Source organism: Stenotrophomonas sp. B1-1, assembly GCF_010894375.1.
Classification (GTDB): Bacteria; Pseudomonadota; Gammaproteobacteria; order Xanthomonadales; family Xanthomonadaceae; genus Stenotrophomonas.
Genome location: NZ_JAAIUZ010000019.1, coordinates 135,371 through 149,898 on the forward strand (window position 1 = coordinate 135,371; position 14,528 = coordinate 149,898).

The 14,528-nt window shown below is 66.2% G+C and carries 14 protein-coding genes and 1 tRNA gene; 5 read left to right on the forward strand and 10 right to left on the reverse strand.

Annotation, left to right across the window (positions count from 1 at the left end):
* Window positions 1–57: 57 nt before the first annotated feature.
* From G4G00_RS15465 to G4G00_RS15480, 4 genes are all read right to left on the reverse strand, one after another.
* Window positions 58–1,599, reverse strand: coding sequence for a PH domain-containing protein (locus G4G00_RS15465; RefSeq protein WP_164274839.1), 1,542 nt, complete (start codon window positions 1,597–1,599; stop codon window positions 58–60).
* The gene (locus G4G00_RS15470) at window positions 1,596–2,102 is read right to left on the reverse strand and encodes a PH domain-containing protein (RefSeq protein ID WP_164274842.1); all 507 of its coding nucleotides are present in this window, start codon (window positions 2,100–2,102) and stop codon (window positions 1,596–1,598) included. Before G4G00_RS15470 ends, G4G00_RS15465 begins: the two co-directional genes overlap by 4 nt.
* 76 nt (window positions 2,103–2,178) lie before the next feature.
* Entirely contained in the window at window positions 2,179–3,312 is a 1,134-nt protein-coding gene (gene ribA, locus G4G00_RS15475; RefSeq protein ID WP_108754274.1) for a GTP cyclohydrolase II RibA, read from the reverse strand.
* Between the two features lie 62 nt (window positions 3,313–3,374).
* Window positions 3,375–4,295, reverse strand: coding sequence for a lauroyl acyltransferase (locus G4G00_RS15480; protein ID WP_108762985.1), 921 nt, complete (start codon window positions 4,293–4,295; stop codon window positions 3,375–3,377).
* Window positions 4,296–4,357: 62 nt separating this feature from the next.
* On the opposite strand from G4G00_RS15480, the gene dtd reads away from it, so the two are divergent.
* The 5 genes from dtd (at window position 4,358) to G4G00_RS15505 (ending at window position 9,039) form a co-directional block, all read left to right on the forward strand.
* Complete coding sequence (dtd, locus tag G4G00_RS15485) at window positions 4,358–4,798, forward strand: D-aminoacyl-tRNA deacylase (protein WP_108754272.1); 441 nt, start codon at window positions 4,358–4,360, stop codon at window positions 4,796–4,798.
* A gap of 90 nt (window positions 4,799–4,888) precedes the next feature.
* Entirely contained in the window at window positions 4,889–6,745 is a 1,857-nt protein-coding gene (gene rpoD / locus G4G00_RS15490; RefSeq protein ID WP_108772301.1) for an RNA polymerase sigma factor RpoD, read from the forward strand.
* A 246-nt stretch (window positions 6,746–6,991) separates the two neighbouring features.
* Window positions 6,992–8,392 (forward strand): type II toxin-antitoxin system HipA family toxin YjjJ, encoded by a 1,401-nt coding sequence (gene yjjJ, locus G4G00_RS15495; protein WP_164274846.1) that lies wholly within the window; start codon window positions 6,992–6,994, stop codon window positions 8,390–8,392.
* Between the two features lie 215 nt (window positions 8,393–8,607).
* Complete coding sequence (locus tag G4G00_RS15500) at window positions 8,608–8,919, forward strand: hypothetical protein (RefSeq protein WP_164274849.1); 312 nt, start codon at window positions 8,608–8,610, stop codon at window positions 8,917–8,919.
* A 44-nt stretch (window positions 8,920–8,963) separates the two neighbouring features.
* Window positions 8,964–9,039: transfer RNA gene (locus G4G00_RS15505), tRNA-Ile, on the forward strand.
* Window positions 9,040–9,108: 69 nt separating this feature from the next.
* Here the strand turns inward: G4G00_RS15505 and G4G00_RS15510 are convergent.
* The 6 genes from G4G00_RS15510 to G4G00_RS15530 all read right to left on the reverse strand — a co-directional run.
* Entirely contained in the window at window positions 9,109–10,296 is a 1,188-nt protein-coding gene (locus tag G4G00_RS15510; protein WP_164274852.1) for an integrase, read from the reverse strand.
* Complete coding sequence (locus tag G4G00_RS22025) at window positions 10,296–10,565, reverse strand: hypothetical protein (protein ID WP_240336170.1); 270 nt, start codon at window positions 10,563–10,565, stop codon at window positions 10,296–10,298. Before G4G00_RS22025 ends, G4G00_RS15510 begins: the two co-directional genes overlap by 1 nt.
* A gap of 199 nt (window positions 10,566–10,764) precedes the next feature.
* Window positions 10,765–11,493 (reverse strand): hypothetical protein, encoded by a 729-nt coding sequence (locus G4G00_RS15515; protein WP_164274855.1) that lies wholly within the window; start codon window positions 11,491–11,493, stop codon window positions 10,765–10,767.
* A gap of 165 nt (window positions 11,494–11,658) precedes the next feature.
* The gene (locus tag G4G00_RS15520) at window positions 11,659–11,928 is read right to left on the reverse strand and encodes a hypothetical protein (protein WP_164274858.1); all 270 of its coding nucleotides are present in this window, start codon (window positions 11,926–11,928) and stop codon (window positions 11,659–11,661) included.
* Complete coding sequence (locus tag G4G00_RS15525) at window positions 11,921–12,406, reverse strand: hypothetical protein (RefSeq protein ID WP_164274861.1); 486 nt, start codon at window positions 12,404–12,406, stop codon at window positions 11,921–11,923. The genes G4G00_RS15520 and G4G00_RS15525 overlap by 8 nt, the downstream gene beginning before the upstream one ends.
* Window positions 12,403–14,528: toprim domain-containing protein (locus tag G4G00_RS15530; RefSeq protein WP_164274864.1), on the reverse strand; the 2,126-nt coding region annotated here is incomplete at its 5' end. The genes G4G00_RS15530 and G4G00_RS15525, both read right to left, overlap by 4 nt.

Consider the following 14,528-nt stretch of genomic DNA (forward strand, 5'->3'; position numbering starts at 1 on the left):
TAGTCGACCAACGGTCGACTCTACCGTCGAGTTTCCACGACCCCGCCCAGCCTGGCGTCACCAGCGCAGCTTGCGCCGGGCCAGGGCGTGGGCCAGTTGTTCCATCAACTGCTGCGCGCGCGCCTGCGGCAGGTAGTTCAGGGTCAGCGCCACATCGCCGTGTGCGCCGGCCGTATCCAGTTGCAGACTGGCGGTACCCAGCAGTTTGTCCAACGGCGTGCGGCGCAGGCGCAGGGCCTGCACCTTGTCCAGTTCGGCCCAGCGCCACCAGCGCTTCCACCAGCCGCCGCGCACGGCCACGAAGTGGTCGTCCAGGTACCAGCCGATGCGCGCCATCTGCCGGTGCGCGGCCAACAGGGCCACCGGCAGCCAGGCCAGCACGGCCAGCCCGAACGTGCCCCAGCGCCAGTACGCCGCGACCGCCAGCAGCGGCACCAGCAGCAGGCTGCCCAGCGCCAGCCGCCACCAGCCGCGCTGGCGCACCGGCTGCCACTGCGGCGGTGGCCACTGCAGCTGCGGCAACAGATGCTGCACCAGGCCGTCGCAGGTTGCCGCCGGCGCCAGCGGTGCCAGTTCGCGCAGCGCGCGGTCGTCGTCGCGCGAGGGCCCACCGGCAGCGCTGTCGATGCGCAGCTGGCGCAGCCCGAACCAGCGGTGCAGGGTGCTTTCGCGCAGGGTCCAGGCCTGGATGCGGCGCCGCGCCACGCTGCTGCGGGTGCGGCTGAGCAGGCCGGTGGCCACGGTCAGGCGGCGCTCGCGCTCGCTCAGGGTGAAGCCGTGGTAGCGCAGCAGGGTCAGCGCCACCGACAGCACGCGCAGCGCCAGCCACCCCAGCAGCAGCACGCTGGCCGCCAGCAACAGTGCACCGGTGGTGCCCGGGTGCAGGTGGCTGACGAAGCCGAAGGCCTGGCGGCCACCGCGCTGGATCGCATCGTCCATCACCGGCCGTGGCACGGTCTGGAACAGCAGGCCGAAGGCGGCCACCGCCAACGCCCAGCCGCGGTTGGACAGCAGCCCCATGCGCAGCACGTCCCAGCTGGACAGGCGCAGCAGCACCTGGTCCTGCGCATCGTCCGGCGCGACCGCCTGCGGTTGATCGTCGGCCACGGCCTGTGGCGCCTGGCCACGCTGGCGCACCAGTTGTTCCAGCGCCAGCGCCTGGTCCAGCCGCAGCACGCGCATTTCCGCTTCCGGGCGTACGCCGCCGGCGGATTCCAGGCGCAGTTCGGCCACCCCGAACAGACGGTGCAGCGGGTTCTGCCGCACTTCCACGTTGTGGATGCGGGCGAAGGGAATTTCGCGCCGGTTGCGCGCGAGCAGGCCGCTGCGCACGGTGATCGCATCGGCGCCGATCTGGTAGCGGTAGCTGAGGTACTGCAGCACCGACACCAGTACCAGGGCGACGATGGCGCCCAGCGGAATCAGCTGCGCCCACATCGGGTCGCGGTCGCCGCGCTGGCCGAACACCAGCAGCGCCACCAGCGGCAGGAAGTAATGGCGCAGCTGCATCAGCAGCACGAACAGCCACGACCAGGGGTGCAGGCGCTGGTCCTGGCCGCCGGTGGGCAGCGCTGCGGGCAGGGGCGGTGGCTGGCTCACAGGGCGTCGGCGTCCTGGTCCAGCTGGTGGGCCAGGGTGTCGCGCAGCCGTTCGGCGTCGGCCTGGTCCAGGCCGTTCACGGTCACCGCGCTCATGCGGGTGCCGGCGGTGTGCACGATCAGCGTGGCCAACCCGGCGCGGCGCTCCAGCGGGCCACGGCGCAGATCCAGGTGCTGCACGCGCGACACCGGCACCCGCGTTTCCAGCTGCCACATCAGGTCGCGGCGCAGGCCCAGACCCTGTGCATCCAGGCGCCAGCGCGTGCGCCGGGTGCGGCGGTGGCCGATCCATGCGCCGAACAGCACACCGGCCAGCAGGGCGGCACCGGCACTCCACAGGCCACCGGGGGCATCGAAGAACCAGCAGGCGGCGGCCAGCGGGGCGCCGGGAATGAACACCCCGCCAAACGCGCCTTCCAGGGCGGCCAACGCGGCCGCGCGTGCGGGCAGCGGCTGCCAGTGGTCCAGGGGCGGCGCAGGGTCGGCAATCGGCAGGTCGGTCACGCAGGCATCCGTCGGGCAGCAGGGCGGGCGGTGGCGGCCGCAGCCGCACCGCGCTGACGGTAGCAAATCGGCCGCGTTACTGGGCGGCCTGGATCAACGCATCCACATCCAGCAGGTGGCCGGCGCGGTCGGCCTTGGTGCGCAGGTACTGCTCGTTCTCGGCGGTGATCTCGCCGGTGACCGGAATGCAGTCCAGCACTTCAATGCCGGCATTGCGCAGGCGCTGCGCCTTGGTCGGGTTGTTGCTGAGCAGGGCCACGCGGGTGATGCCCAGGCCGTGCAGCATGGCCACCGCGCTGCCGTAGCGGCGCTCGTCGGCACCGAAGCCCAGCTGCGCATCGGCATCGATGGTGTCCAGGCCGTCGTGCTGGTAGCCGTAAGCGCGCATCTTGGCGGCAATGCCGGTGCCGCGGCCTTCCTGGTCCAGGTACAGCAGCACGCCGCCGCCCAGTTCCTTCAGCTTGCGCAGGCCGCGCCGCAGCTGGTCGCCACAGTCGCACTTGAGCGAACCGAACAGATCGCCGGTCAGGCACGAGGAATGCACGCGCACCGGCACTACGGCCGACAGGTCGGGTTCGCCGACGATGATCGCCACCTGGTCGCGCTGGGCCACGCCGCCGCGGAACACGGCGAAGGTGGTCATGCCCACATCGCGCAGCGGTACCGGCGAACGCGCCACCAGTTCGTAATCGTGGGCCGCATGGGCGGCGCCTTCGGCCAGATCGCACAGGGCCACTTCCGCTGCGCCATCGAAGGTACGGTCATCGGCGGCCAGGCGCACCGCCACCATGGCCGGCAGCAGCAGGCCCAGGCGGGCCAGTTCCACCGCACCGGCGTCGAAGGCATCGCCTGCGCTCCAGCCATCGGGCATCGGGCCGGGTTCGCGCAGGTAGCCCAGCGACGGCAGCGCATCGAAAGCGATGCCGGCCAGCGGCAGGCGCGCGCCGTGCGCGGCCTCCACGCCCAGCACGCGGGCACGGGTGGCGGTCAGGAACAGGTAATGGCGTTGCTGCGCGGCGTTGGCGAAGGCGGCGAAGCTGCTGGCGGTGGCGCTGTCCAGCGCGATCACCGCCAGGCGCTGGCCCTGGCCGTCGTGCAGCAGGACCGGGCGACCGGCACGCAGTTCGGCCACCGCGCGTTCGCAGCGGATCGCGGCAGGGTCGCCGAACAGGGAAGAAGCAGGCATGGCAGGACCGGGGGAGGCGGACATCGCAGTCTCTATGGGGGCGCCGGCGTCGTATTCAACATAGCGCGATCGCCGGCGTCCGGCCGTCAGTGCGGGTGCTTTTCGGTGGCGTAGGGATCGTCTTCACCGCTGCCCGGCGGCCGCAGCGTGTAGCGCTTGTAGGTCCACTGGTACTGCGAAGGGTCGCGCCGGGCAATGCGTTCGATGCCCGCATTGAGGGCGGCCACGGCCACCTGCGGGTCCGGGTCGGCCACGGCCGGGTCGGTCGGTTCGATGTGCAGGGCGAATTCCATGTCAGGACCGATGCGTTCGCACCAGCCGTACAGCACGGTGGCGCCGGTGCGCTCGGCCAGCCGGTTGACCAGGGTCATGGTCAGCGCCTGCACGCCGAAGAACGGCACGAACACGCCGTCGCCGGCCTTGGGCTGCTGGTCGGGCAGGATGCCGGTGGCACCGCCGTCCTTCAGTACCTTGAACAGCTGGCGCACCGCCGGGCCTTCGGCACGCACCTGCTGCACGTTCTGGCCGCCGCGCACCAGCTGCAGGAAGGCATCGCCGGCCTCGTCTTCCGGTGGCTTGTAGACGATGGCGATCTGCCCGCGCGAGGCCAGCCACTGGTTCAACAGCTCCCAGTTGCCGAAGTGCGGGGCGGCCACGATCACGCCCTTGCCGCTGGCCAAGGCGGCGTCGTACAGGGCCTGGCCGTGGCGTTCCTTCAGGTGCAGGCGCAGGTTGTCGGCCGGGCTCTGGCTCCACAGGCGCAGGGTTTCGATGGCCTGCAGCGCGGTCGAGCGCAGCACCTGGCGATGCAGGGCGGTGCGCGTGGCCGCGTCCAGTTCCGGGTAGGCCAGTTCCAGGTTGCGGCGGGTCACCCGGCTTTCGCGGGCGTCCAGGCGGATCCACGCCCAGGCCAGGGCGTGCGCGAACCCCCGCAGCAGCGGCCAGGGCAGGCGGGCGAACAGGGTGGTGGCGCGGTAGACCAGCCGGGCTTTGCGTTGCGGATTCATCGCCCCCAGTTTAGCCAAGGGCGCTGCTATCGTGGCCGGCCGTGTTCAAAGGAAGCCCCCGCATGCTCGTCCTGATCCAACGCGTCAGCCAGGCCGCCGTCCACGTAGAGGGCGACGCGGTGGGGCAGATCGGCCCGGGCCTGCTGGCCCTGGTGGGCATGGAACCGGGCGACACCGAGGCGCAGCTGCAGCGCATGGCCGAACGCCTGCTTGGTTACCGTGTATTCGCAGATGAGGCCGGGCGCATGAACCGCTCGCTGCGCGACACCGGCGGCGGCCTGCTGCTGGTCAGCCAGTTCACCCTGGCTGCGGACACCCGTTCGGGCATGCGGCCCAGCTTCACCAGTGCCGCCCCGCCGGACGAGGCTGAACGCGGGTTCAATCGATTTGTCGATATCTGCCGTGAAAATCATGCCCCGGGGGTGGAAACGGGCCGATTTGGTGCCCATATGGTCGTCAGCCTGGTCAATGACGGTCCCGTGACCTTCCTCCTCAGGCCCTAGGCCGCCGGGACCACCGCCCGGCAGGCCGGGCCCCGGGCTGGTATAATGCTACGTTCCCTATTTCTCCCTAGCCGGTGGCGCGAGCACTACATGGCCAACGAACGTCCTGCCCAATCCGAAATCAAGCAACTGATCAGCAAGGGCCTGGAACAGGGCTACCTGACCTACGCCGAAGTCAATGACCATCTGCCGGACGACATGGTCGACCCGGAACAGATCGAAGACATCATCGGCATGATCAACGGCATGGGCATTGATGTCCATGAAGTTGCGCCGGATGTGGAAACCCTGCTTCTGAACGACGGCAACACGGGCAACCGCGAGGTCGACGACACCGCGGCCGAAGAAGCCGCCGCAGCGCTGAGCGCGCTGGACACCGAAGGTGGCCGCACCACCGACCCGGTGCGCATGTACATGCGCGAAATGGGCACCGTCGAGCTGCTGACCCGCGAAGGCGAAATCGCCATTGCCAAGCGCATCGAGGAAGGCCTTTCGCAGGTGCAGGCCGCGCTGGGCCAGTTCCCGGTGTCGGTCGAATCGCTGTTGAACGATTACGAAGCGCACAAGGAAGGCAAGAAGCGCCTGGCCGAAGTGATCGTCGGCTTCAACGACCTGGCCGACGAAGAGCCGGCGCCGCCGGCTGCCGCCGCCTCCGATGACAGCGACGACGCTGACGCCGATGGCGACGAGGACGAGGACGATGATGTCGACGGTGGCGATGAAGAAGCCGCACCGACCGGTCCGGACCCGGAAGAAGTCGCTGCGCGCATGCAGGCGCTGAGCGATGCTTTCAACGCCTTCAAGAAGGCTGCCGGCAAGAACGACAAGAAGAACCTGCCGCGCCTGCGCGAAGAAATGTCGGCCGTGTTCGTCACCCTGAAGCTGCCGCTGCCGCTGACCGACGTGCTGACCAAGCAGCTGCGCGACACCATGGCCAGCATCAAGGGCCACGAACGCCGCGTGCTGAACCTGGCTACCGTCACGGCCCGCATGCCGCGCAAGGACTTCATCCGTTCCTGGGAAGGCAACCAGACCAACCTGGAATGGGTGGAAGACGCACTGAAGCGCAAGCAGAAGTGGTCTTCGGCCCTGCGTGAAGTGAAGGACCAGATCATTGCCGAACAGCAGGCGACGATCGACATCGAGAAGCTGACCCAGCTGGACCTGGAAGAGCTGAAGGAAATCAGCCGTGCCATGGCCTACGGCGAAGCCAAGGCGCGCAAGGCCAAGAAGGAAATGGTCGAGGCCAACCTGCGCCTGGTCATCTCCATTGCCAAGAAGTACACCAACCGTGGCCTGCAGTTCCTCGACCTGATCCAGGAAGGCAACATCGGCCTGATGAAGGCCGTGGACAAGTTCGAGTACCGCCGCGGTTACAAGTTCTCGACCTACGCCACCTGGTGGATCCGCCAGGCGATCACTCGCTCGATTGCCGACCAGGCACGCACCATCCGTATTCCGGTGCACATGATCGAGACGATCAACAAGTTGAACCGCATTTCCCGCCAGATGCTCCAGCAGTACGGCCGCGAGGCTACGCCGGAAGAGCTGGCCAAGGAAATGGACATGCCGGAAGACAAGATCCGCAAGGTGATGAAGATCGCCAAGGAGCCGATCTCGATGGAAACCCCGATCGGCGACGACGAGGATTCCCATCTGGGCGACTTCATCGAGGACACCAACGTGGAGTCCCCGATCGAGAACACCACCAACATCAACTTGTCTGAAACCGTGCGCGACGTGCTGGCCGGCCTCACCCCGAGGGAAGCCAAGGTGCTGCGCATGCGCTTCGGCATCGACATGAACACCGATCACACGCTGGAAGAAGTCGGCAAGCAGTTCGACGTGACCCGCGAGCGCATCCGCCAGATCGAAGCGAAGGCCTTGCGTAAGCTGCGCCACCCGAGCCGTTCGGAACAGCTGCGCAGCTTCCTGGATATCGACTGATTTCCGGGTTGCGCTGATGTGTTGAAAAAACCCCGCTTCGGCGGGGTTTTTTTTGGGGTAGCGCCGGGCCATGCCCGGCGGATTTGTATAGATATTCGTACTTTTTACGTAACACTATTCTAGCATCTGCCTGCCGTGGCTTTCGAGTAATTCCTTGTAAAACAAAGAATTGTGAATAATTGGATGCTTGCGGCGCCTAATCATTTGCGCTAAATACGTAACACTATTCCGCCAGCAACTCCCGCCATGTCCCGCCCCGCGCTGCTGCAGCCCCAGGACCTGATCGCCCAGCTTCCCCCCGGCCAGCCAGTGCCGGCGGCGGTCCTGGCCGAGCGGCTGGGCGTGAACCGCATGACCCTGAGCCGTCTGGTGGCCGCCAGTGGCGACCAAGTGGTGCGGCTGGGCCAGACCCGCGCGACCGCCTACGCGCTGCGGCAACCCTCGCGCGTGGGCAGCGAATGGCCGCTGTACCGGCTGCGCGAAGATGCCACGCTGGAAGAGCTGGGCCGCCTGGTCGCGCTCAGTGGCGACACCTTCCACGTGGACGCCAGCCGCGCGCGAGCGAACCTGCTGCGCGCGCCCGAGGGCGACCTGGCCGGGTTCTTCCCGGGTCTGCCCTGGTATCTGGACGACCTGCGCCCACAGGGCTTCCTGGGCCGCAGCTTCGCCCATGGCCGCGGCCGCGCGCTTGGGCTGCCGACCGACCTCAACCGATGGCAGCGCGATGACGTGCTGACCGCGCTGGTGCAGGGCGGTGGCACCGAAATCGGCGATCTGCTGCTGGGCGGCGACGCCGTGCAGGCAGCCCTGGCTGCACTGGACGCCCCCCCGGACCGCGTGGACGCGACCGACCGCACGCGCCAGTACCCCGAGCGCGCGCGTGCTGCGTTGGCCGGCGAAGACGTGGGCTCATCACCGGGTGGCGAGCAGCCCAAGTTCACCGCCACCGTGGAAAGCGCGGGCGGCCGACGTGCGGTACTGGTGAAGTTCGCCCAACCCGAGGGAGGCGACGCTGCGCAGCGCTGGGCCGACCTGCTGGTCTGCGAACACCTGGCCCTGCAGACCCTGCGCGGCGCCGGCATGAATGCCGCCCACAGCGAGCTGCTGCAGACGCCCACGCATACGTTCCTGGAAGTGGAGCGGTTCGACCGCACCGCCGATCTGCTGGGGCGACGTGGCTTCGTCTCGCTGCTGGCGCTGTCGGCCGCGTTCACCGGCGAAGCCACGCTGGACTGGCCCTCTGCCGGTGCGCAACTGCAGGCGATGGGCTGGTTGTCGGAGCGCACCGTGCAGGCCATGGCGCGGCTGCATGCGTTCGGTCGCCTGATCGGCAACAGCGACATGCACCAGGGCAACGTGGGCTTCCACTTCGTGGATCGCGGCGCGCTGCCCTTGGCGCCGGCGTACGACATGCTGCCGATGTCGCTGGCGCCATCGCGGCTGGGTGTGCTGCGGCAGGATGCGCCGCTGGAAGCCGTGGCACCGCGTGGCAGTGGCGAGCTGGAACACCTGCGCTGGGCGGCGCCGCTGGCGGCGGAGCTCTGGGAGCGCGTGGCGGGGGAGGGGCGCGTGGGATCGGCCGGGCTGCGCGCGTTGGCGGCGGTGAATGCCGAGCGGGTGCGGGCGATGGGCACGCGATTTGGGTGATCCGGTCTGGTAACGCCGGGCCATGCCCGGCGGATTGTTCTGGTGTCGCTTCTGCCGTTTGAATTCTTCCTCTGGCTGCCGCACGCTGGTTTGGCAGCTGCTCAACACACCTCGTAGGCGGATCGGACACCCGATACCGATGCAGACGCGCAACACGCCGCACCATTCCTGGAGCGGGCTGTTGCTTTGATCACCCCTGCATCTGGAGTACAGCCATGAATGATGTTGAGCCCGTTGAGGCTGGTCGAGACTTTCCCGATTTCCCGCCGCTGCTGGACTGGAATGATGTGATGCGGGACGAGCTTGAGGATCGCTGGGGCTTCGCCCGGCGAGCGACGTTCGCGTTGCTGACACAGTCTGGCGCGGGTTTGGTTGAGGGGTTTGGTGGGGAGAACTGGTCGGGATTGGAGGGCGCTAGGAGCGCGGTGATCCTGTTTCGTGAGCATCTGCTGCAGATGCAGGTGTACGCAGAGGCTGCTGAAGATCGGTTGCGGCAGGTGGCGAAGGCGCTTGCCGTTGACGACTGAGTGGCGAGGGACGGGCGGGCTCCACTACACTGTGGCGCTGCGCAGGGCCTATAGCTCAACGGTTAGAGCAGGGGACTCATAATCCCTTGGTTCCAGGTTCGAATCCTGGTGGGCCCACCAATAAAAACAGGCACTTAGGTGTGTCCATAAGTGCCTGCTGTGGGTTTGTGGGAATATTTCCGGGAAAATTCAGCGCTTGCGCGGTGGTTTCACGATGGGCAGATCGTGGTCGTAGCGCCCGGTGGTGGTTGGTGATTTGTGCCCAGCCGCGTCCTGTTTGTCACCGCGATTTCCGACGGTGTCGGTAACCCCTCGGTGTTTAAGGCCGTGCATCGAGAAGCGCTCGCTTTCCTCGATCGCCCCTTCACTGATGGCCATGCGGATGAATCGTTGCCAGGCGCTGGACATCGAAGAACGCGCGATTGGGTTGCCCGTCTGCTCAACCAGCAAAAATCGCTGCTCTGGGCGGATGGGCACGGCGAAGTTCCGGCCCTCTCTGCCCCAAATGGCGCTGCGCCGCGCCAGCAGCGTCTCCCATGCGTCGGTCATTTCCTCGTTCCATTCCGTGATTGAGGCGCGCGAGCCCTTACGTCGCTGCCCATGTACGCCGCAGTCGAGGCGATGGGCGTCGGTTAGCGTGCAAACCTCGATGCCGCGCAGGCGGGCGCTGAACGCTAGCACCATCGCTGGCGCGATATAGGCCGGGCAACTTCCCTTCGTGTGGGGCGCCCTGGCACCGCGCTCGCGCGCAAAGGCGAGCACTTTGGCAAACGCCTCAGGCGTAGGCATTCTGTGTTCGCGAGCTTCCTTCGCCTGGCGGACGCCCTGGGCGGGATTGTGCTTGCAGTACCCGTGACGGACACCCCAAGCCAAGGTACGGCGCAGGTAGCGAAACTGGTGATTTGCCTTGCTTGGAAACGCTAACAGCGCCGGCTGAGTCCTTGTCGCTGGCCGCCCCTTGGCGAATACCTCGACAAGGCGCTGCACGACGGGTGTTGTGATGCGATCAACCTGCATGTTCCCGAAAAGTGTGCCGTCCTTCCGGATGTAGTTGGCCAGACTGTTGGCGTAGCGCTTGTAGTCCGCCTGAGTCTCCAGCGCCAGTTCCTTGAACTCGCTGGATTCATGAAAGCGATCGAACAGATAACGTACCGTCCCCCGTTGCTGGCCGGTCGTGATGGTCTCCATGATGGCATGCAGGTCGGATAGGCGGGCGGATGCGTATGCGACAGTGCGCTTAACGCGCCGGCCGCCCTCCGCATGATCTTCGAACACGTACCAACGTTTATCGAGCCAGTAGATACCCTTCGGCAACGCGTCCTGATCAATATGCGCCGGAATATCAGGGTTAAATTTCCTTTTCCTGCCGCGTGCCACTAGATGTTGTCCTCTTCTCTTGCTTCGTCGTCTTGCGGTGGGATCAAGCCTAGAGCAGCGTTTATGGCGTCTAGGGTTGTCCAGATGCCACCCTGGCGGTCGTATTTGTAACGGATACCCTCCCTATCTGCCCAACGGCGAACGGTGGCAGGTCGTGGTGGCGGGCCTTGTGGAGCGCAGATGCGTTGCAAGTCGCCAAAGCGCAGGATCTTTGCTGGACTTGGCAATGCCGCACTGGACGTCGAAGCGCCATCAAGGTCCGGTGGCATCAGGGGGCAGATGCTGCGTGGTGTCGGCAGATAGTGCCCGGAATTATCGTCCTGGCGACCCGCGATGACGAGGCCGGGGGAATGGCCGCCAACCCTTGCGGGCATCCGTCGCTCTGTCTTTGGTCGCTGCCCCACCATCAAACGACCTCCGTGCGGCTGCTGGTTGGTTGGCACAGGTCGCGCTCGGTCACGACGCGGTTCATTTGCCCTCCGCCTTGCTATTGAGCAAGGCCTTCTCAGCGTCTGTGCCGTACTCGGCAACCCAGCATCCCAGCCCAGTGAACTCCAGCTCACCTTCGCTGATTGCCGACCGAATGATGCTTTCGCGATCGCAGTCATTGAGGATTTCTTCGTAGTGTATGCCGGCCCAATCACCCATCCCACAGAAGTAGCCGAGAATGTATCGAATGGCGCAGTCGTAACCTTCGTGATGCGCCGCCTCCAGGTTGAAGTCCACGGGCTGAGCGGGCGGGGCGGCGTAGAGCTTGGTCCCGATGGGCGGCATCGGCCCGATCCACTGAAGGCCCCCACCACCGAAAGCGCCGTTCTCGATCACTGCCACCGGTTCAGGCTCCCCCACAGGCTGGCGGGCGCCATCAACGTTCAGTTCTCCGGAATTCCCGGATGGCTGATTTGATGCCACCGGCTGGCGGGCGGCGAGCATGGCGGCCCACACATGTCGCATCTCTTGGGAAAGCAACCACACGCTTGCCCTTTCGGCGCCAGCGGCCAACATTGGCTCAGTCGGCTCCACCGGCACCAGTACGTAGCCCTCGGGCAGCGTTAGGGCCATGCGCAGCAGCTCCATCGTCAACTCGTCGGGGCGAATGGTCCCGTCTGCGCAGTCGCGCACTACCTGCGGGCCACAGCCCTTGTTTGCGTGCCACTGAGCGAAAATCGCAAGCGCCCGCTTCTCGATGGCGTCCATCAATCTTTCCCCCGGCGACGAACGGCCATAGCGGCGTGGCGGCGCAGCTGCAGCGGAACTTGGCCAACCGCCAGGGCCCCGTGCTGGGGGCGGGGCGGAAGGGCCAGCCACAGGTGATACAGGCCAGCACCGCCGGCGGCTGGAGCCAGCAGCAGTACGATGAGCTCAAGCATGGTCCACCTCCGGGCGGGCGCCGATCGCGCCCAGCGCCTGGTCAATGTGCAGCAGGTCGGTACCGAGCAATCGCGCTGCCCGCTGGCCATAGTCCTGGCAGTTGGCCAGGTAGAGGTGGCCGGTACGCTGCAGGCGGTCGCCCATGAACTGGACATCGACCAGGTCGCGGACGTGGCGCAGGCCCAGGCGGGCGGCAATGGTCTGGCCGTGCAGGGTCTTGACTGAGCGTTGGGGGCCGTACAGAACGCGGGACTTAGCCAAGGGCCACCTCCTGGGCGGCCTGGGCCAGCGCAGCGGTGCTGGCCGTGGTGCCGGGCAGCATGTCGGCCACGGCCAGCGGCAGACCCAGGCTATCGAGCCACTCCGCTAGCTCGCGGCTGAGACCGTTGGCTTCAGCCTCCCACACGATCGGCCCGCCTGCATGCAGCCAGGTAGTGCGAGTCCGGCGGTTCCAGCGTTGCTCGACCTTCACTGTGCGGCCCATGGTCAGCACCGCCACCACGATGATCGAGTCGGCTTGGATCTCAAACTCGACCCGGGCATGGCATCTGCGGGCCACCTTGCCGGCTGTGCTAGGCTGCGCGCCGTGGCCGGTGCCGGCCTTCGACGTAGATGCCATAGCGGACGAGAAAAACGGTTTGCTCTGTTGTTGCATCGTGACTACCCCGAGTTGCGTTGAGGAATGGCCTTGGGCTGGTGCTGGAACACCATCCGCCGGCCCGTTGTTGCGCTTGTTCATTTCTGGAACACCCAGCATTTGACGTTCTGCGCCCCGCCGACGCTGTCCTTGCGTATGGCGCTCTTGATGGCCAGGTTGTCGCTGACCAGCTTGTAGCGACGGGAATCGCGCAAGTGTGGCCGCAATAGCTTTAGATCCGGCACGGGCTGGTTGTGGTTGGCCGCCTTGGCGATGAAGTCGTTGAGGTTGATGGCGATGCGCTGCGAATCGCGCGAGTGGTTCACGTAGGGCTGGTTGCCGTTGCCGATGCTTTCCAGGTACTCATAGGTCTCCCAAAACTCATTGACCATCGGGTGGTCAGCGCTGATCGCGCTCTGCCGCTCAATGGCCATCTCGGCCAGCGCCTGGCGGGTCTGATCCACCATGTCCTGGGGGATATCGATCACCAGGCGCAGGCCATCGAGCAGGGCCAGCATCTGGGCGTGGTTCTTGATCAGGCGCTCGTTACGCAGATCCGGGTTCTGCCGCAGCAGCGCTTCGTAGTGCTTGACCTGCTCGGCAAAGCGCTCCAAGACCCGCTGCTCAGCGCGCACGGCTTTAATCAGGAAGTGGCTCACCTGCTCGACCTGCAGTGCATTGAGGTTGTCAGCGGCAATGCGGCTTTCGGTGGTGGCCACCGGCTTGCGAAAGTGCAGCTTGACGATACGAGTGAGGATGGCTTCGCTGGCATCGACGGCCGCGTTCTGGCTGATCACGATCGTGCCGCGAAAGGGCGGCTCGTAGGTTTCGTTACCGCCATTGCGCACGCCACGCGTGGCCAGGGTGCCGCCGCCGAAATAGTCCTTGAGCTCATCCCACTCAAAGGCCCGGGTATGCGGCTTGTTGTCCGCTCCTGATCGGTCCGCCTCCAACAGCACCACCGGCATGCCCGAGATCTGGCCCATGGCACGTGCACGGCCGGCCTTGGACGACTTGGCCGGGTCAAAACCCTCATAGTCGGCCCGGGCCAGCAGCTTCCACAGGAAGGTCAGCAGGGTGGTCTTGCCAGCACCGGCCTCACCGGTGGCTTCCAGGAACGGAAAGGACTTGTGGGTCGAGCGGATCTGGTTGGCAAACAGCGAGCCAAACCAGAAGGTCAGTGCGACGATGCCGTGGGTGCCAAAGCAGGTCCACAGCCATGGCAGCCAATCGGTGCGAAAGGCTTCGGGATCGCGCTGGATGTCCAGGCGGATCGAGCGCTGGGTGGTCTTCATACGCAGCTTGTCGAACTCAAAGTAGTCTTCGGCATTGGCCAGGCTGATCTGGCCCTGGCGCACGGCCAGGTCGCCAAACACATAGGCTTGGTGCTCGGGGGTGTAGCCAATGAAGTCCACGGTGTGGACGGTCTTGACGTCCTTCCATTGGGCCTTCATCACCGCCAGCAGCTGGCCGCCGGTGCCGTCGAAGATCTCGCCGGGGGCAATGTGGGCCAGACGGTCACGGAAGGTGGTGGCATTCATCGCCTGGCTGGAGGTGAAGGTGCCGGTAACGCTGGGCTTGCCCAGGGGGCGATAGACCCGGAAGTAGTACCAAGCCTCGTCGGTGACCTCGTTGCGCTGGAAGTACAGGGTCTGCGGAAAGCAGCTGGCGATTTCCTTCACCGAGGCGCTGGCCCGGCGCAGCTTCTGCAGCTCGTCCTCTTCCAGCTCGGCGGCCGCATCCTCTTTGCGCGTGGCGTATTCACGGCAGAGCTTGTCAAAGCGCACCGCATCGAACTCAAACCAGTACAGCCGGTTGCCAAAGTCGAAATGGAACTGCGCCCGCTCGGCGTGTTCATACATGCGCAGGCCTTTGTCCATGGCGCTGCGCGCGGTGAGCAGATCGCCCTGGTAGCGCGCCTCGGTCACGTCCTCCCGCCACTGCGCGGTGCCGTTCTCGCTGGCCACCGCACGCAGGTGCAGATCGTTCCAGTCCGTCTTGCGATCGCCGCGCTGACGGATCTGGGCCGCCCGGCAGGTGAAACCGAGCTTCTCGGCCTGGGCGATGTGCTTGAGGGTGTAGTCCCGTGCACCGGGATCGTTGTCCAGCGCCCACACCAGCACCGGCAGATCGCTGGGCCGGGCGTCACGCAGCTCCACCAGCGAGGCCTCCGGATAGGCGCTGCAGGACATGGCCGAGACCGCGCACAGGCCGTGCTGCTGGC